Origin of the sequence: Pseudomonas sp. SD17-1, assembly GCF_029201585.1 — a bacterium.
GTDB lineage: Bacteria > Pseudomonadota > Gammaproteobacteria > Pseudomonadales > Pseudomonadaceae > Aquipseudomonas > Aquipseudomonas palmensis.
This window is the reverse complement of sequence record NZ_CP104044.1, coordinates 780,772-800,864: the sequence shown is the minus strand read 5'-3', so window position 1 is coordinate 800,864 and position 20,093 is coordinate 780,772. Positions and strand designations below refer to the sequence as shown.

The 20,093-nt window shown below is 59.3% G+C and carries 12 protein-coding genes and 3 pseudogenes; 2 read left to right on the top strand and 13 right to left on the bottom strand.

Features of this window, described 5'->3' with window-relative positions; genetic code table 11:
* The first annotated feature begins 151 nt into the window (after window positions 1–151).
* Both N0B28_RS03580 and N0B28_RS03575 read left to right on the top strand, forming a co-directional pair.
* Window positions 152–502 (top strand): hypothetical protein, encoded by a 351-nt coding sequence (locus N0B28_RS03580; RefSeq protein ID WP_043860210.1) that lies wholly within the window; start codon window positions 152–154, stop codon window positions 500–502.
* 67 nt (window positions 503–569) lie between these two features.
* Window positions 570–1,058: a GreA/GreB family elongation factor gene (locus tag N0B28_RS03575; RefSeq protein ID WP_054916265.1), complete on the top strand. Its 489-nt coding sequence runs from the start codon at window positions 570–572 to the stop codon at window positions 1,056–1,058.
* Here N0B28_RS03575 and gdhA read toward each other — a convergent pair.
* From gdhA to tssI, 13 genes and pseudogenes are all read right to left on the bottom strand, one after another.
* Entirely contained in the window at window positions 1,055–2,392 is a 1,338-nt protein-coding gene (gene gdhA / locus N0B28_RS03570; protein WP_043860208.1) for an NADP-specific glutamate dehydrogenase, read from the bottom strand. The genes N0B28_RS03575 and gdhA overlap by 4 nt on opposite strands.
* A 265-nt stretch (window positions 2,393–2,657) precedes the next feature.
* The gene (ettA, locus tag N0B28_RS03565) at window positions 2,658–4,322 is read right to left on the bottom strand and encodes an energy-dependent translational throttle protein EttA (RefSeq protein WP_043860207.1); all 1,665 of its coding nucleotides are present in this window, start codon (window positions 4,320–4,322) and stop codon (window positions 2,658–2,660) included.
* A gap of 120 nt (window positions 4,323–4,442) precedes the next feature.
* Window positions 4,443–4,706 carry a PAAR domain-containing protein gene (locus tag N0B28_RS03560; RefSeq protein ID WP_054916267.1) on the bottom strand — a complete coding sequence of 88 codons (264 nt, stop codon included), beginning with the start codon at window positions 4,704–4,706 and terminating at the stop codon, window positions 4,443–4,445.
* Window positions 4,707–4,923: 217 nt separating this feature from the next.
* Window positions 4,924–5,562, bottom strand: coding sequence for an SMI1/KNR4 family protein (locus N0B28_RS03555; protein WP_275730377.1), 639 nt, complete (start codon window positions 5,560–5,562; stop codon window positions 4,924–4,926).
* Between the two features lie 90 nt (window positions 5,563–5,652).
* Window positions 5,653–6,094 (bottom strand): annotated as a pseudogene (locus N0B28_RS03550) (hypothetical protein); the annotation flags it as partial.
* Between the two features lie 140 nt (window positions 6,095–6,234).
* Complete coding sequence (locus N0B28_RS03545; protein WP_275730375.1) at window positions 6,235–6,849, bottom strand: hypothetical protein; 615 nt, start codon at window positions 6,847–6,849, stop codon at window positions 6,235–6,237.
* Between the two features lie 394 nt (window positions 6,850–7,243).
* Window positions 7,244–7,945: pseudogene (locus N0B28_RS03540) on the bottom strand (RHS repeat-associated core domain-containing protein); the annotation flags it as partial.
* Window positions 7,946–8,115: 170 nt separating this feature from the next.
* Window positions 8,116–8,652: a hypothetical protein gene (locus N0B28_RS03535; protein ID WP_275730373.1), complete on the bottom strand. Its 537-nt coding sequence runs from the start codon at window positions 8,650–8,652 to the stop codon at window positions 8,116–8,118.
* A gap of 354 nt (window positions 8,653–9,006) precedes the next feature.
* Window positions 9,007–9,762: pseudogene (locus N0B28_RS03530) on the bottom strand (RHS repeat-associated core domain-containing protein); the annotation flags it as partial.
* Window positions 9,763–10,667: 905 nt separating this feature from the next.
* On the bottom strand, window positions 10,668–11,183 hold the full coding sequence (locus N0B28_RS03525; RefSeq protein ID WP_275730372.1) for an RHS repeat-associated core domain-containing protein: 516 nt from the start codon (window positions 11,181–11,183) through the stop codon (window positions 10,668–10,670).
* A 568-nt stretch (window positions 11,184–11,751) separates the two neighbouring features.
* Window positions 11,752–12,351 (bottom strand): hypothetical protein, encoded by a 600-nt coding sequence (locus tag N0B28_RS03520; protein ID WP_275730370.1) that lies wholly within the window; start codon window positions 12,349–12,351, stop codon window positions 11,752–11,754.
* Window positions 12,352–12,358: 7 nt separating this feature from the next.
* Window positions 12,359–17,038: an RHS repeat-associated core domain-containing protein gene (locus tag N0B28_RS03515; protein WP_275730367.1), complete on the bottom strand. Its 4,680-nt coding sequence runs from the start codon at window positions 17,036–17,038 to the stop codon at window positions 12,359–12,361.
* Entirely contained in the window at window positions 17,035–20,055 is a 3,021-nt protein-coding gene (tssI, locus tag N0B28_RS03510) for a type VI secretion system tip protein TssI/VgrG (RefSeq protein WP_275730365.1), read from the bottom strand. The genes N0B28_RS03515 and tssI overlap by 4 nt, the downstream gene beginning before the upstream one ends.
* Window positions 20,056–20,093: the final 38 nt, after the last annotated feature.

Here is a 20,093-nt window from a genome sequence, read left to right as displayed (position 1 = left end):
ATCGCGGGTCAAGCCCGCTCCCACAAGGGCAGTGAGAAACCTTGTGGGAGCGGGCTTGACCCGCGATGCGATCCAATTGTCTGACATCTTTTTGACCTCTCTTGCACACACCAGCACCTAGACTTCCCCCCAACAGGTGGAGAGTTCGAACATGCGCGGGCACTGGGTACTGGTGGCAATGATGCTGGGCGGTTGCGCCAGCACCCACGATCAACTGATCGAGCAAGGCTACCCTGCCCCCTACGCCGACGGCTTCCAGGCCGGTTGCAGCAGCGGCCACCAGGCCGCAGGCGTGATGATGGGCGAGTTTCGCAAGGACGTGCCGCGCTATCTGCACGACCGCCAGTACGAGACCGGCTGGGACGACGGCTTTCGCCAGTGCCAGGCCATGCAGCAGAGCCAGGACCAGGACACCTACCGCAGCCGCCACTGGGACGAGCGCGATCAGCAGTGGCAGCAGGAAAAGGACCGCGACGCCGCCCGCGCCTATCGACGCCAATAGGTCGCCCTCGAACATTCGATGCAACCGGTGACCGCGCATCATGGTCTTCCTACAAAGGAGGCCAACCATGAGCCGAGCATTCGTCAACGAAGACCAGGCCGCCGATCAGGCCAATCAACCGGTAGAGCGGCGCATCAGCGAACAACCCAACCACGTCACCGCCCAGGGCCTGACCCTGCTCAAGCAGCGGGTCAGCGAACTGGAGACCCTGCGCAGCACGCTGCTGGGCGACCCCGACAAACAACGCCTGGCCGAGGTCGAGCGCGACCTGCGCTACTTCAGCGCCCGCGTGCAGAGCGCCCAGGTGGCCGCACCCGCCACCTCGCAGAGCAAGGTGCAGATCGGTAGCCGGGTGGTGTTTGTCGATGAAGAAGGCCGCCAGCATGAAGTGCAACTGGTCGGCGAAGACCAGGCCTATGCCGCCAGTGGCCTGATCAACTGGGGGTCACCCCTGGGCCGGGCACTGCTGGGGGCAGCGCCCGGTGACGAGGTGCTGTGGCGACGACCGGCGGGTGATCAACTGATCGAGGTCGTCGCCATCGAGCCGCAGGCCTAGACCACGCCCTGGGCCAGCATGGCGTCGGCAACCTTGACAAAGCCGGCGATGTTGGCGCCCTTGACGTAGTTGATGCGGCCGTTCTCTTCGCCGTAGTACACGCAGGCATGGTGGATCGACTGCATGATGTTGTGCAGCTTGCTGTCCACCTCGCCGGCCGTCCACAGCAGGCGCATGGCGTTCTGCGACATCTCCAGGCCGCTGACGGCCACGCCGCCGGCGTTGGAGGCCTTGCCCGGGGCGAACAGGATGCCGGCCTCGATGAAGAGGTCCACGGCGTCCAGGGTGGTCGGCATGTTGGCGCCTTCGGCCACGCAGATGCAGCCGTTACGCAGCAGGGTGCGGGCGTCTTCGGCGTCCAGCTCGTTCTGGGTGGCGCACGGCAGGGCGATGTCGCAGGCCAGGCTCCATGGGCGCTGGCCGGCGCGGAACTCCAGGCCGAACTCGCCGCCCAGCTCGCTCAGGCGGCCGCGCTTGACGTTCTTGAGCTCCATCAGCGCATCCCACTGCGCATCGTTCAGGCCGGCTTCGCAGTACAGGGTACCCTCGGAGTCGGACAGCGAGATGACCTTGCCGCCCAGGTCCATGACCTTGCGCGCGGCATATTGCGCCACGTTGCCGGAGCCGGAGATGGCCACACGGCGACCGTCGATGCGCAGGCCGTCGCGCTTGAGCATTTCTTCGGCGAAGTACACGCAGCCGTAGCCGGTGGCTTCGGGGCGAATCAGGCTGCCGCCGTAGTTCATGCCCTTGCCGGTCAGCACCGAGGTGAACTGGTTGGCCAGGCGCTTGTACTGGCCGAACAGGAAGCCGATTTCGCGACCACCTACGCCGATGTCACCGGCCGGCACGTCGAGGTCGGCGCCGATGTGGCGGTACAGCTCGCTCATGAATGCCTGGCAGAAGCGCATGACTTCGGCGTCGCTCTTGCCCTTGGGGTCGAAGTCCGAGCCGCCCTTGCCGCCGCCCATGGGCAGCGAGGTGAGGGAATTCTTGAGTACCTGTTCGAAGGCCAGGAACTTCAGCACGCCGAGGTTCACCGAAGGGTGGAAACGCAGGCCGCCCTTGTATGGGCCGATGGCGCTGCTCATCTGGATGCGGTAGCCGCGGTTGACACGCACCCTGCCCTTGTCGTCGACCCACGATACACGGAACAGAATGGCCCGCTCCGGCTCGACCATGCGTTCGAGAATACCGGCCTGCAGGTAGTGCGGGTTGGCTTCGAGGAAGGGCCACAGGCTGCGCAGTACCTCTTCCACGGCCTGATGGAACTCGGGCTGGGCAGGGTCGCGTTTTTGCAGGCGTGCGAGGAAGTCTTCGACGGATTCGATCATTTAGACATTCACCAGATAGAGTTGGACTTATTAGTTTTTTCAGGACTTTACCAAGAACCACTCGCACCGCAACAGGGCAAAATGTCGTTTTTATGGAAATAAATGGTGCATTTCTATAAATGTATACACCTTCGCCGGCAAAGCCTGCTCCTACAGCAGGCCGCACAACCCTGTAGGAGCCGGCCTTGCCGGCGAAGGATTCACCCGGATTCCAGGCAAAAAAAACGGGGCCCGAAGGCCCCGTTTCAGTGCAAGACCGTGAAGGTCATGCCAGTTTCTTGTGCCGTACCCGGTGCGGCTGGGCAGCGGCTTCACCCAGGCGCTTCTTGCGATCGGCTTCGTACTCGGTGTAGTTGCCTTCGAAGAACACCGCCTGCGAATCGTCTTCGTAGGCCAGGATGTGGGTAGCCACACGGTCAAGGAACCACCGATCGTGAGAGATCACGATAGCGGCGCCCGGGAAGTCCAGCAGGGCTTCCTCCAGCGAACGCAGGGTTTCGACGTCGAGGTCGTTGGACGGTTCGTCGAGCAGCAGCACGTTGCCGCCCTCTTTGAGCGTCAACGCCAGGTGCAGGCGGCCACGCTCACCACCGGAGAGGTCCTTGACGAACTTCTGCTGGTCGCCGCCCTTGAAGTTGAAGCGCCCCACGTAGGTACGCGCCGGAATCTCGTAGTTGCCGATGCGGATCTGGTCGGAACCGTCGGAGATCTGCTGGAACACGGTCTTGCCGCCGTCCAGGTCTTCGCGGCTCTGATCGACGCAGGCCAGTTGCACGGTTTCACCGATCTCGATGCTGCCCGAGTCCGGTTGCTCCTTGCCCATCAGCATGCGGAACAGGGTCGATTTACCGGCGCCGTTACCGCCGATCACACCGACAATGGCGCCTTTTGGCATGCTGAACGACAGGTTGTCGATCAGAACGCGGTCGCCGTAGCCCTTGGTGACGTTCTTGAACTCGATGACCTTGTCACCCAGACGCGGGCCGGCCGGGATGTAGATCTCGTTGGTTTCGCTGCGCTTCTGGAATTCCTGCGACTGCATTTCTTCGAAGCGTTGCAGACGCGCCTTGGATTTGGACTGGCGGGCCTTGGCGCCTTTGCGCACCCATTCCAGTTCTTCCTTCATGGCCTTTTCATGGGCCGACTGCTGCTTGGACTCCTGGGCCAGGCGGTCCGACTTGGCTTCCAGCCAACCCGAATAGTTGCCCTCGTAAGGAATACCGGCGCCGCGGTCGAGTTCCAGAATCCAGCCGGCGACGTTGTCCAGGAAGTAACGGTCGTGGGTAATAGCGACCACGGTGCCCGGGAAGTCGTGCAGGAAGTGCTCCAGCCAGGCGACCGAGTCGGCATCCAGGTGGTTGGTCGGTTCGTCGAGCAGCAGCATGTCGGGGGCCGACAGCAGCAGGCGGCACAGGGCCACGCGGCGCTTCTCTCCACCGGACAGGTGTTCGACCTTGGCGTCCCAGGCCGGCAGGCGCAGCGCGTCGGCGGCGACTTCCAGCTGGCGCTCGAGGTTGTGACCGTCGCTGGCCTGCAGGATCGCTTCCAGCTTGGCCTGTTCGGCGGCCAGCTTGTCGAAGTCGGCGTCCGGATCGGCATAGGCGGCGTAGACCTCGTCCAGGCGGGCCTGGGCGTCCTTGATCACGCTGACGGCCTCTTCGACCACTTCACGCACGGTCTTGGTGGGGTCCAGTTGCGGCTCTTGCGGCAGGTAGCCGACATTCAGATCGGGCATCGGACGCGCTTCGCCGTCGAACTCGGTGTCGACGCCGGCCATGATTTTCAGCAGGGTGGATTTACCCGAACCGTTGAGGCCGAGCACGCCGATCTTGGCGCCGGGGAAAAAGGACAGCGAAATGTTCTTGAGGATTTCCCGCTTCGGCGGCACAACTTTGCTCAGCCGATGCATGGTGTAGACGTATTGAGCCAAAACGTGAGCTCCAGTAAGTAGGTCAATCAAAGGAGCTGATTGTAGACACAATTGGGTACCCCGGCCATCGTCGCGACTGGCGGTGCGGCCGGGGGGGAAAGTGCACGTTGCGGGCAATGCCTAGCTGATGACTGCGCCCTTGGGGCCACTGGCGATCAGCGCGGCGCCGCAGGCGGTCTTCATGCCATCCAGCGCCACGGGCGTACCGCCGACGCTGTAGGTGCTGCTGCCCTCGGCAATGGGAAATACCCCTTTGCACAGGGGGCAACTGACGCTGTGCCCTACCCCGGCAATCGGCTTGCCATTGAGGTTGGTGTTGGAAAAGGCTTCGAGTACCACGCCACCGTGGGTGGTGGCATCGCCCAGGCGAACAATGTCTTTCATGAGGTGGGTCCGTCCTTGTGTGATGGGATGTATTACGTGTGGAGGTGCAGGCCTTTGCACTCACGTCCGATGGTGCCTGATTGGAAGAGGGCTGAACATCAACATGCCGTTGCATGTCGTGGGAACGCGGGCGTCATCGAGCGGGTATCACGCTGGGCTGCCCAGATACTCATAGCCGCTGTCATACATTCAAGCCATCCAGGGCTACTGATGATCGTTAAGGAGCAGGATCAACGCTACTCAGCCACTGCTCAAAGTCATCCGCAACACGGCGGGCACTGCCCGTTTCATGATCCCACAACACCACGGCAGGCTCGCCTGAGGCGCCTTGCGCGTCATAATCGAAGCAATAATAATCACCTGTTCCAAACTCTGCGAAGGGCAACAGCGGTGCAAAACGCTCAGGCGATTGCGAGAAATTTTCCAGCCACGTCTGCCACCCTGCGGTGTAATTTCGGACGATCGAGTCCCAGGTCTTCCTCGGGTCTCGGCTGTCGAACACGGGGAACACCACCAGGCCACCCAGTGACCGTCCATTGTTGGCAAGCAGCCAGCGGGAAAAGGATGTGGGGAACGTTCTGTTCAGTTCCTTCTCTGCAGAAGCGATTGCAGAAAGCGTTGTGCCGATGACACGCGTTTTTGACATTCGGTTTCGAAATCCATCACTGGAGGCTACAAGAATCCCGCGTTGAGCACTGTATTGGTGGCCCTGACTCACGTCCAGAGGATCATCGTGCAGCAAGTAGTGATTCAAGCAGGTTTTCAAAACGTCTGAGGACACTGCGCTGTCCTGCGAATATGCCAGATCGGTAACACCCTGAAACGGCTCCATCATGTAACAGAATTTGAGATCCAACTCCTTGGCACGCTATGGCCTGGTCGATCACGCCGCATGAGGTCGCTTGTATTTTCGTTCACATGCCAGTAACTGCTTTCGGACCTGCACACCGTTGTGCAACCGGTGGCTCAGGTTGCCCCGCTCGTCATAGGTGTAATGCGTGCCCGCATACTCACGCAGCAGGTTGTCCATCAACCGGTTACGCCTGGGCGCACGCTCCAGCGGACGGGTCGGTTCGTGGTGCTTGTCGTTCAGCAGGTTGGGGCCAGCAGTTCATGCTGATCGACCGTCATGCCCAACAGATGACCGCTACCGTAGGTCAGCCAGCTGACCTTGTGCCCGTCCGGACGAGTGGTGGAGGTACGCAGGTTGAGGGCGTCGTACTCGTGCTGCCACACCGCGACCATCGGGGTGCCGGTGGCCAGGTAGTGTTGGTGTCACGAACGAGGTTGCCGGCCTCGTCATGCAACCACTGCAGTTTGCTCGCGGCGTTGATGACCTGGACCAGCCTGCCGTCGTAGGCGAAGGTTTCTTCCTCGCGCTGTTCGCCCCGGCTGGGGATGCGGGAGGTGAAGCGCCTAACGGGGTCGAGATAACGTGAGCGCCGCGCCCACCGTTTGAGCCTCCCGGAGCATAGCCGACCCGGTCATTTCAGAGCGTGAGGTGTCGGCAGGTTTTTGCCCGAATTCGTCACCGCAATGGAACCGGCAATCGGCGCGTGAGAGGCCGAAGCTTTTCACGATCCTTCCAGAGCCCCGGAAAAACTTCAAACTTAAGATCGTCTCTATTTACACCTGTATCGTAATAGCGAGCCAATCTGTCGGAAAGATCAAGATCACCCCACATATTTGTAAGCTCATACGTTTCAATAATCTCTCGATCACCATAAACCGACAGATCGTGTTTTATTACCGGAGCCCCATATGTTTCTGGATTCTCAACCTCTCCTACGTCTATAAGTCTTCCACCATAAAAAGAAAACGTTTCTCGACCACCTTTAAAGTGCGCCCCATCCAATGACGTATACGGCTTTAGCCAGTAGCGCTGAAGTTTGAGGAATCGAGATTGAATTCCCTCCACAGAAATTTTACGCACACCTAAATTTTTTTGTACCACAGCCCCAACAAAGACCTGAAAAAGCGCTTCAACCCCACTCCAATCGATGTCATCCCAGTAATCATCCTCTCGAAAAACATCATAGATACAAAGAACGGTCTTCCCAGTCATTCTAGCGACGGTATAAAGATTCTCCCTAACCTTGATTACAATGAAATGGCCAGATTTCCATACGATTCTTTTTTTCAAATCACCCACCCCTTAGTTAGAGCTCGCATACTACAGACCCGCCGAAGCCTTGAGAATCCAAATGTCGATTAGCGGCATCAGTATATTCTTGACGCCTTTTGTTATTCTTCCCAACCGGATTCTGTTTGTTTGCAGTTCCGTCTAGCCCATCGTTTTCCACGAAATAATGCTGCTCTAGTCCTCTGGCAGTGTCCTTTCCACCCTGACCATACCCACGATATACAACCTCCGGCGCGGTCCCCCCAAAGCGCTCATAATTTCCGCCATATCGATACTTTACAACATCCACACCGACTCTATCCCCAGGCATACTTGCATAACCTATATACGGCTTACCTGTCTGCTGATCAATTGCTTGATACGTAACATGCGTCGCCGTTGCTGGATTTCCGGCAAGACCTAATGGATCGATCCAGTAAACCGGATTCGGCGTATACGCAAACAGGTTCAACCCGCCCGCATATCCAATCGGATCCTGCCCAACAAACCGCCCAACCGCCGGATCATAGTACCGATACCGGTTGTAGTGCAGTCCCGTCTCATGGTCGTGATACTGGCCCTGAAAGCGGATCGGGTTGTTCAACCCCACCTGTTTCGCCCAGGCCGAACGTTCTTGTTTCACCTCACCCCACGCCTTGTACTGCGCCGACCACGCCACGTCGCCGTTGTGGTCGGTCAGTTCCATCGGCGTACCCAGGTGGTCACACTGGTACCAGGCAATCGCATCAAAGGGTTGTGGCGAGGCCGCTTGCTGCCAGAGCGGGTCCTGATCGATGTCGTAGGGGCGGTTGCTCCAGTCCGGCTCCTTGTACAACCGTATAGGGGCCTTGCGCAGAGCCTGCGCCACCGGCACAAAGCTGCCGGGTTCGTACAGGTAGTGCACCGTGCGCCCGGTGTCACCTTCATCCTGCGCAGGCGAGCTTTCCCAGGCGAGGGTGTCGCCGTCCCAGCCGAACAGGGTGAAGCCGCAGTTCAGCTCGCGCTGGCGCTTGGCTCGCTCCAGCTGGTTCCAGCCAGTACCGGCTTCAGGTTTGTTCCAGTAATGCGCCGCCGAATGCTTGTGCAAGTGCCGCCCAAGGGCGTTATAGATGAACTCGGCCTTGTGGTTGCCGTCGCCGCATCTTTTTAAACAGCCAAATGGGTACTAAGTGACCTACCTGCGCACTCCTGTGCAGTTGGCGGCTGAGATTCCCGGACGGATAGAGAGGAACCAATCTTAAAAAGCAAGCCTACGCGACCATAAAGTCAAGTAACCCCAAAAACTTGCTACTTCGGAAAGTATCCAGGACAAGAGTTTTTCGGCCTATCCACTCCCCGCCCAAGGAACAAATGCCAGTTCTTCCCTGAAACAAACGCTCCTTCGGTCCAGTAATATCGATCGGTAACATAACTAACATTCCCCCCTGAGTCCTTAACACCTTTGCGTGCTATTTTCTTCAAAATTCTTGTCAGTACACGATCAATAACTTTTTCAGACTCAGATTTATCACCACTAAAAATTGTTGCTCCAATAGCATATTCGTCTTCCCCCCCATAGCAAGCACGAACAAAACCAACTTTATCCTTCCTGTCAACTTCAATCTGGGCTTTACCCTTGAAGGAGAAGTCGCGATCTGAGCCCATTATTATTTTCATCTGAGGAAAGATCTCAAATGAATCGAGCCTTACAAAGCCCCTATCTTTTACAAGTAGAAATGGTTCATTCATTCGGTATGAGATATACACTCCAAACCCAGTTTCATCCCTCAATTCATTAACCACTCCAATGTACTCTTGAAAATCCATAAAAACTGTTTTTTCCATGACTCACCTCGACGGACAATTTTTATTATAAGGTCGAAATTGAACATCAGATGGTCTATCGACACCTAAAGTTTTGGTACGTAAGTCTTCCATAGCTTTTTGCTCGCGCGGGACTGGTGTGCTCTCATCAGCTTTGACTTTCCCTACATTCCCATAGACAACTTTTCCATCAGCATCTCTATAGATAATGTCCGGCCGGCGTCCCTCTTTATTACCTCCAGGAGTTTTAATTAAATTCTCTTTTTCAACGCCACCTCCAGCTAGAACGGTACCCCCTGATGCTTGAACCTCTCGCCCCCAAGCATGAATGACTTGGTTATGCGGCCCTTCACCATTGGTCTTAGGTCCCCGTTTAGCCAGCCCAAATGGATCTATCCAGTCAATCGGATTCGGCGCATATATGAACAGGTTCAACCCACCAAAGTAACTGATCGGATCCTGCCCAACAAACCGCCCAACCGCCGGATCATAGTACCGATACCGGTTGTAATGCAGTCCAGTCTCATGGTCGTGATACTGGCCCTGGAAGCGGATCGGGTTGTTCAACCCCACCTGTTTCGCCCAGGCCGAACGTTCTTGTTTCGCCTCGCCCCACGCCTTGTACTGCGCCGACCACGCCACGTCGCCGTTGTGGTCAGTCAGCTCCATCGGCGTGCCCAGGTGGTCACACTGGTACCAGGCAATCGCATCAAAGGGTTGTGGCGAGGCCGCTTGCTGCCAGAGCGGGTCCTGATCGATGTCGTAGGGGCGGTTGCTCCAGTCCGGCTCCTTGTACAACCGTATCGGGGCCTTGCGCAGAGCCTGCGCCACCGGCACAAAGCTGCCGGGTTCGTACAGGTAGTGCACCGTGCGCCCGGTGTCACCTTCATCCTGCGCAGGCGAGCTTTCCCAGGCGAGGGTGTCGCCGTCCCAGCCGAACAGGGTGAAGCCGCAGTTCAGCTCGCGCTGGCGCTTTGCTCGCTCAAGCTGGTTCCAGCCAGTACCGGCTTCAGGTTTGTTCCAGTAATGCGCCGTCGAGTGCTTGTGCAACCTTCGCCCGAGGGCGTCATAGCTGTACTCGACCTTGAGCTTGAGCTTGTCGTCGTTTTAGCTGTGCAGCCGATCAAACAAACTCTAGGTAAGCTGTGCTGACACACCGGGGTGACGGTGCCACCACTGATCGATTGCAGCCAGGCGTCGAATTCGGCGGAGCCGCGGCCCACGTCCTTGGCGTCGATGGTGTTGAGCGGGGCGACCGCGACCTAGGGTTCGCGGGGTTTGGCGGACTCGCTCATGCCAGCACCTCGCGGGTCAGCACGTTCTGGGCCGGATGAATCAACGAGGTGTCTGGACTCGTCACCTCAATGGAACGGGCAATCGACGTGTCAGGGGCCGCAACTTTTCACGATCGTCCCAGAGCCCTGGAAAAACCTCAAACTTAAGGTCGTCTCGATTGACACCCGTATCGTAATAGCGGGCTAACCTGTCGGAGAGGTCAAGATCACCCCACATATTGGTAAGTTCTAGAGATTCAATAGTCTCTCGATCGTCTAGAACCGACAGATCGTGCTTAAGAACTGGAGCTCCATAAATGGAAAAAACCTCACTTTCTCCAACGTCTATTAATCGGCCACCGTAAGACGCATAAGTGTCCTTGCCCCCCCTTAAAATGGGAAACATCTAAAGAAGAGTAAGGGTAAATCCAGAAGCGTTGTGACAACAAGCACTCTGCTGGCATGCCATCTATAGATATCTTCCTAACACCTAACCTCTTCTGCACTGCAGAACCTACAAGCACGTGAAAAAGAGGACGCACCTTTGACCACTCAGCGCTATCCCATTCGTCGGTATTATGAAAAATATCGTAAATACATAGTTGAGCCTCACCAACCATACGAGCTACAGAATACAAATCATCACGAACTTTAAGCACGATAAAATGCCCTGATTTCCATACTATTCTTTTACCCAAAAAGTTGCCCCTTCATAATTCACAAATTATTGAATCGCTGGCCGCCTTAGATTTCAGGTGCCGATCAGCGGCGTCTCATACTCTCTTGCCGCCTCTTATTTTTCTGTCCAACTGGATTTTGACGATTTGCTGTACCTTGCAGTCCATCATTTTGTTTAAAGTAATGCTGCTCCAAACCTCGATCAGTATCTTTTCCATCTTGCCCGTACCCTTGATATAACGGAGTTGGCGCATTCCCTCCAAACAGATCGTAATTACCGTTATATCTGTATTTTATTACAGCCTGATCGATTCTTTTCCCGGGCATACTCACACACCCTACATGTGGCTTCCCAGTTGCGGCATCAGTCCCCTGATATGTAACGTGCGTCGCATAGGCTGGATTTCCGGCAAGACCTAATGGATCGATCCAGCCAACCGGATTCGGCGTATACGCAAACAGATTCAACCCACCCGCATAACTGATCGGATCCTGCCCAACAAACCGCCCAAGCGACGGATCATAGTACCGATACCGGTTGTAGTGCAGCCCAGTCTCATCATCGTGATACTGCCCCTGGAAGCGGATCGGGTTGTTCACCCCTAGGCTCTCTACGAAAAATTCTTTGGGAGCGGGCTTGCCCCGCGATGGAGTGCGAAGCGCTCCCGTATTCGATATCAAATAGTGTCAAAGACGCCGCGAATTGAGGCTTTGCTGCCGCGTTGAGGAAGATCGCGGAGCAAGCCCGCTCTCACAACGTTGGATGACTACACTTTTTGTACAAAACCTAGCTGCTTCGCCCAAGCCGAGCGCTCTGTTTAACCTCGCCCCACGCCTTGTACTGCGCGCCCACGCCACCTATCCGTTGTGGTCGGTCAGCTCCATCGATGTGCCAGGTGGTCGCTCTAGTACCAGATGATCGCGTCGAACGGCTGTGGCTTTTTCGCCTCCTGCCACAGCGGATCCTGATCGTCGTAGCTGCGGGCGCTCCTCTAATCCCCCAAAACACCCTGGCTTTGTGCGCTGCACTTAACGAGAGCACTGCGCACCCTATATGAATTTGGTACATATAACTCTTCGACCACTGAATGCTGCCTTGCTAAAGCCAACCATTACTAGCCCATGTCATCCATTCTTGCAGTTCGCTATTCATGCTAACCGAACCGCTCTACTTCTTTTTAATTTTAGCACTGGAGACTGACTTAAGCTTGGCCTCTACCGTCTCAGCGAGTTCTATTACTCTAGCAATTGCTTCCTTATTATCGACACGCTCGGAGACCGGGAGCTTATGATAATCATAGGCATCACTCGCACTAAAATAGCCAGCCAAGTGGGCATTCACCCTGAATATCAGATGCAGCGTCCTCCAACAAATTGATTTTTCAAACTCATCACCACCATTCAGTTCCCCCTTCCCAACTTTGATTCCGCCGACCCAAAAATACGGAACAAACTCAAACACAATCTCACTATACGCAGACGCCGACTTATCATAATCACTATCATGGGCAAATATTCGCCACCTTGGCACTTCTGAAAAACAAAACGAGCATAACACTGGTCTAAATAAACGCTCACTCATATCAACTTCATCTTTGCCGACCGGGAAAGCCAAGTAGAACTTCTTGAAAACCTCAATTAATGCTCCAACATTCCCTGGGACGTCTTCGATGTATCTAGCAACGACAACGCCCACCTCATTCTCCGGGCTCATAGCCGGAATATAAAACAGGTCTCCCGGCCTGATGTTTTTATCAATTTTTCTCATAACACCCCTAGATCTCGCAAATGACAGCATTACTTTTTGCCTTCTCATATTCAGCCAAATGAGACAAGCCTCGTTCATCTGTACGAGCTTTATCAATTGGTTGAATCACATTCCCTGGAAATCCTTTCTTAGTATCGTAGGCTTCAACATAGTACTGCTCCTTACCTTTTGCCTGAGTATATGTCAAATCGCTTTCAATCACTCGCAGCTCACCGCTCCCCAATCTAGTTGTTTGTTTATGTTGCTGCTCGCGAACTTCTTTTTTCTGAACTGTATGCCCCACATAGAAGGGTTTCTTTTCCCCTGGATTATAGAGCCCATAAACAGCGTAGCCAGGAGCATCTAGAGGCGTTGGCGTCAGCCCCAGTGTATCCACCCAATAAACCGGATTCGGCGTATACGCAAACAGGTTCAACCCGCCCGCATATCCAATCGGATCCTGCCCAACAAACCGCCCAACCGCCGGATCATAGTACCGATACCGGTTGTAGTGCAGACCCGTCTCATGGTCGTGATACTGGCCCTGAAAGCGGATCGGGTTGTTCAACCCCACCTGTTTCGCCCAGGCCGAACGTTCTTGTTTCGCCTCGCCCCACGCCTTGTACTGCGCCGACCACGCCACGTCGCCGTTGTGGTCGGTCAGCTCCATCGGCGTACCCAGGTGGTCACACTGGTACCACGCAATCGCATCAAAGGGTTGTGGCGAGGCCGCTTGCTGCCAGAGCGGGTCCTGGTCGATATCGTAGGGGCGGTTGCTCCAGTCCGGCTCCTTGTACAACCGTATCGGGGCTTTGCGCAGAGCCTGTGCCACCGGCACGAAGCTGCCCGGCTCGTACAGGTAATGCACCGTGCGCCCGGTGTCACCTTCATCCTGCGCAGGCGAGCTTTCCCAGGCGAGGGTGTCGCCGTCCCAGCCGAACAGGGTGAAGCCGCAGTTCAGCTCGCGCTGGCGCTTGGCTCGCTCCAGCTGGTTCCAGCCAGTACCGGCTTCAGGTTTGTTCCAGTAATGCGCCGTCGAGTGCTTGTGCAACCGTCGCCCGAGGGCGTCATAGCTGTACTCGACCTTGAGCTTCTCGTCGCTGTAAGCCTGCAAACGGTCGAACAGGTCCCAGGTGAACCGGGACTGCACACCGTTGTGCAACCGGTGGCTCAGGTTGCCCCGCTCGTCATAGGTGTAATGCGTGCCCGCATACTCGCGCAGCAGGTTGTCCATCAAACGGTTGCGCTTTGGCGTGCGCTCCAGCGGCCGCGTCGGCTCGTGGTGCTTGTCATCCAGCAGGTTGCCGGCCGGGTCGAAGGCGAAGGTCTCCACGCCCAGGCGGCTGGTGGCCTGTAACAGGCGGCCAATCGGGTCGTACTGGTAGGCCAGATGACCACGACGGGTGTCGTGGATGTCGGTCAGCTGGCCTACCGCGTCGTACTGATACTCACGCTTGAGCAGGGTCGATTTGCCGTTCTGGCTGCCCAGCAGCTGTTCCTGCAGGCGCCCCGCCGGGTCCCACGCCTGAGTCTGGCTCAACCTGTTGCCCTGATGCCGCACAACCTCGCGGTGCAGGTCATCGCGCTCGTAGGCCAGCAGTTCATGCTGATCGACCGTCATGCCCAACAGATGACCGCTACCGTAGGTCAGCCAGCTGACCTTGTGCCCGTCCGGACGAGTGGTGGAGGTACGCAGGTTGAGGGCGTCGTACTCGTGCTGCCACACCGCGACCATCGGGGTGCCGGTGGCCAGGTAGTGCTGGTGTTCACGAACGAGGTTGCCGGCCTCGTCATGGAACCACTGCAGTTTGCTCGCGGCGTTGATGGCCTGGATCAGCCTGCCGTTGCCGTCGTAGGCAAAGGTTTCTTCCTCGCGCTGGTCACCCTGGCTGGCCACGCGGGAAATGAGACGGCCGACGGGATCGAAGGTGACGTCGAGGCGGCGTTGCCCGACGTGGGTGGAGGTCAGGCGCCCAGTGTTCGTGTCGTACTGGTAGCGCGTGGTGAGGCCGTCGAAGCCGCTCTCTTCCAGCAGACGGCCGACCGGGTCGTAGCGGAAACTGGCGTGGCTTTCGTTTTCGTTTTCCAGACCCGTGAGGCGGCCCAGTTTGTCCCAGCGGTAACGCAGGGTGTTTTCGGCCGCGTCGACCCGCTCGGCGAGCAACCCGGCGACGGTGTAGGTCCAGGTGGTGCAGCGGTCGAGGGCATCGACGTGGGCCAGCAGGCGACTCTCGGCATCGCGCTCGAAGCGCTCTTCGGTCTTGTCCGGATGGATGACCAGGGCGAGCTGGCCGGCCTTGTACGTGTACTGGGTCTTGTTGCCGGCGGCATCGGTGAACTGCACCAACTGTCCGATATCGTCATAGGCCCATTTGCTGGTCTTGCCCGAGCAGTCGGTGTACTCGACCAGTTGCCCGGCGTCGTTGTACACCAGCGCCTTTTCGTTGCCGTTGGCGTCCTTGATCGCCTTGACCAGACCGGAGGGTGTGTAGGCGAACTCGGTCTTGTTGCCCAGCGGGTCGACGGTTTCGCTGAGGTTGCCCTTGAGGTCGTACTGGCGTTCCCACACACCGGCCTCGGCGTCGCGGATCCTGATCGGGCGACGGCGGTCGTCGTAGGCAAAGTGAACCTGGCTGTGGTCGGCACGGATATGCCGCACCACGCTGCCTTGCTCGTCGTAGTCGTAGCGATCCTCGCTACCATCCGGATGGACGTGGCGCAGAAGGTTCTTGCGTTCATCACGGAACAGCCATTGCGAACGTTCGTCGGGGTGACGAATGCGGTACAAGTGGCCGAGGATGTCGTAGTAGTACCAGGTCTCCTGGCCATAGGCGTCGGTGACGTAGGTGAGCCGAATGTTTTCGTCCCATTCCAGACGCGTGTCGTAGCTACCGTCATCGGCCCACTCGTGGATGGCCTTGGCATCGAACGTACTGCCATTCCACTCCAGGTTCATGCCCCGACCGGTACGGTCGGTGTAACGGGTTACCAGGTGGTTCTGGTACTGGTAGTGCCAGGTGGCGGCGTGCTCGTCCTGCGCGGCAATCAGGTCGCCGTGGTCATCGTAGTGGTAGGCGCACAGCTGGCGCAGCGGTTGCCCGTCGTGCATTTCCCACAGGCCGGTGAGGTGGCCGTGGTCATCGATCAGGGTGCCCAGGTGACGGTGCACGTCACTCATGTCGCCCTGAAAGGTGATGATGTCGGACAGCACCGGGCGCCCATCGTGGCGGTGCTCGTAATGCAGCATGCAACCGGCGTCGTTCTGCAGCAGGATCTTCTGCAAGTAATAGCGCTCGCCCACGCGCAGGTAATACTCCTTGCGATCAAAACCGCGGCAGATCACCAGCTCGTCTTCACGACTGCGTACCAGCAGCAGGTCCTCGATGGCGTTGTACTTCGACTTCTCGACCTTGGGCAGGTCGAACGCGTGGCTGCGGCCATCGTGGTCATGAAACAGCAGGCCCATGTCGACCACATCGATACGTGTGGTGAACTCAGTGATCCATCGCGCACCCAGGCTGCCCTGATCGTACTCGGCCAGGCGTGAGTGGTAGATACGCTGCCACTCGATGGGGAAGGCACCCGGCAGAACAAAGTCGGTATGAATGATGAACTCGGAGCCCAACGAAAAACTGATCGCGTGGTTCGAGTGGCTTTTCGGTTCCGGAGGACACCTGCGGCGCGTGGGGCTGGGAGTAGACGTCGCCTCATGCTGCCTGGCCGTCGCCCCCAGCTCCCCCTTGGGTTTCTCCCGTTCCACCTGGGTCACGGTGCCCGGCTTGCTCACGCCCGACTGCCCGTTCTTGTTGCGCTTTCGAAAGCCCTTCACGGCGCCGTCCAGCACATTGAGCATCGAACCGATGCTCATCGCCAGCGACGGGTCCGCCAGCCTGTTCAACTGGCGCGCCAACTCCGGCCCCAGCTTGCGCAACTGCCCGGTCTGGGCCAGTACCTGAGCCTTGATGTCATCCGACACCAGCTTGCTCACGGCGCTGTTCACCACCCCCTTGCCCGCAGCCTTGCAGGCACTGTGCATCGCACCGAAGATATTCCTGATCGCCGCCCTGGGGCTGTGCGTGAGCTGGTCGCCAGCCGCAGACAACTGCTGGCTCATCGCCGTGCGGTCGCTCCTGGCATCGAGCTGGCCGGTGGCCACGGCGTCCAGGCCATCGGCGATTTCGCCGAGCATCTGGGTGCCCTTCGCACCCGCTGCGTCAAGAATCTCGGCCAGCCTGGGCTTGGCCTGGGTGACGAAGTCGTCGATAGTGCCGGCGATGGTGGCGTTCAGGTGCCCTATCAGCACCTGGATAAGCGAGTCGCCCAGCAGCATCTTGGCGCTGTTGCGCAGCTCCTGGCGCACCAGAAACAACGTCGGGCGCAGGCTCATGCGCGCGGCCGCCATGGTCGGCGGTGCCGGCAGTACGCCGATCAGGTTGATGCCCAGGCTGACCCAGTCCAGTACCTCGCGCTGCTTGCTCTTGACCAGGGTGACCACGTCCCCCAGTGCATCCACCAGGGCCATGATGTTGCCCACCACCGGCAAGGCGCCGGCCACGGACTTGATGCGTTCCAGGGTGACGGTGCCACCACTGATCGATTGCAGCCAGGCGTCGAATTCGGCGGCGCCGCGGCCCACGTCCTTGGCGTCGATGGTGTTGAGCGGGGCGACCGCGACCTGGGGTTCGCGGGGTTTGGCGGACTCGCTCATGCCAGCACCTCGCGGCTGGCCAGAGCCTTGGCCGGGCTGCTCGGCAAGGTCGGCTGGGCCAGACCGGGCAAGGTGTTGAGCGCCCTTGCCGCTTCCAGCGACGCCGCTGCGCCGGGCACCACGCTACTGGCCAGGCCGGCCATCGCGGCAGGCTCGCCCTTGAGTGCAGCGCCCACCTGCTGTGCCTGCTGCAAGGCCGCCTGGCCACTTCTGGCCAGTTGCAGCCCGCTGCCCGCAAGCGCCTTGCCATCGTCCATCACTGCAGAGCCACCGGGGCCCATGAGGCCCTGGGCCATTGTCTTTCCTTGTGCCATAACGTCCTGTACCAGTCCTTTGCCCTTGTCCATGCCTTGCTGCACCAGTGCCTTGCCGTTCTTCAGGCCATCCCTGGCCGCGCCCAGCACCTCGCCGACCACTGATTGCTGGCCGGGTGCGATATCGTCGAGTGAGGGGCTGAGCGGCCACGTGCTGGCGCCAAAGTGGCTGGCTTCGGCCCAGGTGTCAGCCGGGTCCAGGCCGAAGTCGGCCCACAGCGGGCCGAGGGCGGCACCGCTGGCGAGGTTGAAGCCGTCGGCGTCGAGCGTGCCCTTGATCGATTTGCCCAGTGCGTCGGTCACGTTGTAGTCGCCGGTTTTCACGCCTTTGCTGTTGGCGTACTGGTACAGCAACTCCAGATCGCCCTTGCCCGGTTTCGGCGGCTCGGGGAAGGTCCCGGCCAGGCTCTTGGGCCCCACATGGGCGAAGTTCGCCGCGTGCGCGGTGTACGGCCCGGTGGTCACGTGGGTGATGCCACTGGCGTTGTAGGTGGTGGCACTGCCGCCGCCCTGCACCACCAGTTCGGTCTTGGCGGTGAGGGTGATGCGGTCGGCATTGGCGTTGATGTCGAGCTTGGCCAACAGGTTGATGCTGTCTTTCAGCGCTTTGATATCGATATCGCCCGACGCCGCCACCAACCGCCAGCCCATGTTCTGCACGAACAACCGCATGCCCTGGCTGGCACTGGCCAACAGCCGCTTGCCGATCGACAGGCTCGTATGCCCGGTGCTGCTCAACGCCAGGTGTTCACCGGTCGCGACATGCGTCGAGCGCGGCGTGGTCAGGGCGATGCCCGCCGGGCTGGCCAGCACCAGGTGCGGTTCGCTGAACTCGGGAAATTCGTTGGCGCTCTGGTTGGTCGGGCCGCTGCCGACGATGCCCTGGTGCTGCGCATGCAGGGCCTTGGCCACCTCGTCCTGATCGCCCGCCTCCTGCGCCTGCACCTCACGCGCCTGCTGGCCAAAGCCGTCCTGCTGCTCGCTGGCGGTGGCCAGGCGTTCGGCGGTTTCGGGCAGGTCCTTGTGGTGCTTGGCTTCGTGATGCCGGGGCTCGGTGGTCAGCAGCAAACCCGCCGCCGCACGCACGGCGCCATGCCGGTCGGTACGCAGCTCGAAACCCTCGCCCCGCGGCTGGCCGCCCGAGGGGCGCGGGTGGGTCAGGTAGCCCAGGTTGATCGCACTGGCGCCATGGTCGCTGCGCAACGCGATGCTGATCTCGCTGGTGGTGTCGTCGATGCGCAGCTCGTTGCTGCGGCTGCCCTTGTATTCCTTGCTCTTGACCGTGGCCAGGGTCTTGAAGTCGGGCAATCGGTACGGCGGCAGGTTGGCGCCGTGGTACAGGCACCCGGTGATCAGCGGCTGGTCGGGGTCGCCTTCCAGAAAGGTGATCAGCACCTCCATGCCCACACGCGGCAGCGAGATGGCGCCGAAGCTGCTCTGGCTGGCCCAGTTGGAGGCCACGCGCATCCAGCAGGTGGTCTTGTCGTCCGACTGGCCTTCGCGGTCCCAGAAGAACTGCACCTTGACCCGGCCGTACTCGTCGCAATAGATCTCCTCGCCCTCGGGGCCGGTCACTACCGCACGTTGCGCACCCAGCACTTTGGGCTTGGGATGCCTCAGCGGCGGACGGTAGGGCACGTCCCACGGCGTGGCGCAGAAGCGGTTGCGATAGCCCTGGTGGAAGTCGTCCTTGAGGTCGGTGACGTCGCTGCTGATCACCTCTTCGAGCACTTGCGGCTGCTTGCCTTCGTGGATGATTTCGGTGAGCAGCCACAGGTCGTTCCAGGCCGGGTTGGCATGCTCGGTCAGGCTCAGAAAATGCCCGCTGACCAGGCTCGGCTGGTCGCTGCGGCCCTCGGCCAGGCGGTAGTCGCTGCGGTGGCGCTCCAGCGCGCGGGTGGCCAGGTGCTTGCCGCGCGCGCGGTCGCTGAAGCGGGCCGGGTAGTCGTAGTCTTCCAGGTCCGGCGCGGCGCCGCTGTCGGCGTCGCTTTCAAGCTGGATGCGCGGTTTGGTGAAGTCGTAGTCGCGCCGCGTGGTGCGACTGGTGCGCGTGGCCAGGCGCAGGCCGAAGCGCTTGATCACCGGCACGTCGGCCACCAGCCCGGTGTCCTGCTGGTAGGCCACCGGGGCCAGCGTGGGGAATACGGTCTGGTCGTCGCCGAACACCAGCGCATGGCCCTGCGGGCTGTGCTGGAAGTGGTAGTGGATGCCCTCCTCCTCGCACAGGCGCTGGATGAAGTGCAGGTCGGACTCGTCGTACTGCACGCAGTACACCCGCTCGGGGTACACCGCGCCAAGCACGAAGCGGTGGTCGCTGGCGAGGATGCCGTGCTCTTCGAGCACCTGGGCGATGATCTGCGGCACCGTCTTGTGCTGGAAGATGCGCTGGTTGATGCGGTGTGCCAGGTACGCCAGCTGCGGGCGCAGCACCAGCCGGTAGCGCGACAGGCGCCGCCCCGCCTCGCCCTGCGCGGCGCTGTAGACCAGCCCGTGAATGCCGCTGCCGCTGGGCGACAGCTGCAGGAAGGCGAGCGTGTGCAGGAGGGATTCGAGGTTCAGCGACGCCCGTTCACTGACCAGCTCCAGTTCGAATTCGAACGGCTGGCTGAGCGCTTCGCGCCCGCTGAACGACAGCACCTGAAAGTCGCTGTCGACCCCGTCCAGGGTCAGGGTGAAATGGGGCTGGTTGGCCGCTGAGAACATCCGATGTTCCTCCCGCTGCAAAAACTGGGGTGACAGGC

Excerpts from the sequence above, each read along its gene's own strand:
- N0B28_RS03580 (WP_043860210.1), top strand. The coding sequence starts at position 152 with ATGCGCGGGCACTGGGTACTGGTGGCAATGATGCTGGGCGGTTGCGCC.
- N0B28_RS03575 (WP_054916265.1), top strand. The coding sequence starts at position 570 with ATGAGCCGAGCATTCGTCAACGAAGACCAGGCCGCCGATCAGGCCAAT.
- gdhA (WP_043860208.1), bottom strand. The coding sequence starts at position 2,392 with ATGATCGAATCCGTCGAAGACTTCCTCGCACGCCTGCAAAAACGCGAC.
- N0B28_RS03560 (WP_054916267.1), bottom strand. The coding sequence starts at position 4,706 with ATGAAAGACATTGTTCGCCTGGGCGATGCCACCACCCACGGTGGCGTG.
- N0B28_RS03535 (WP_275730373.1), bottom strand. The coding sequence starts at position 8,652 with ATGGAAAAAACAGTTTTTATGGATTTTCAAGAGTACATTGGAGTGGTT.
- N0B28_RS03520 (WP_275730370.1), bottom strand. The coding sequence starts at position 12,351 with ATGAGAAAAATTGATAAAAACATCAGGCCGGGAGACCTGTTTTATATT.
- N0B28_RS03515 (WP_275730367.1), bottom strand. The coding sequence starts at position 17,038 with ATGAGCGAGTCCGCCAAACCCCGCGAACCCCAGGTCGCGGTCGCCCCG.
- tssI (WP_275730365.1), bottom strand. The coding sequence starts at position 20,055 with ATGTTCTCAGCGGCCAACCAGCCCCATTTCACCCTGACCCTGGACGGG.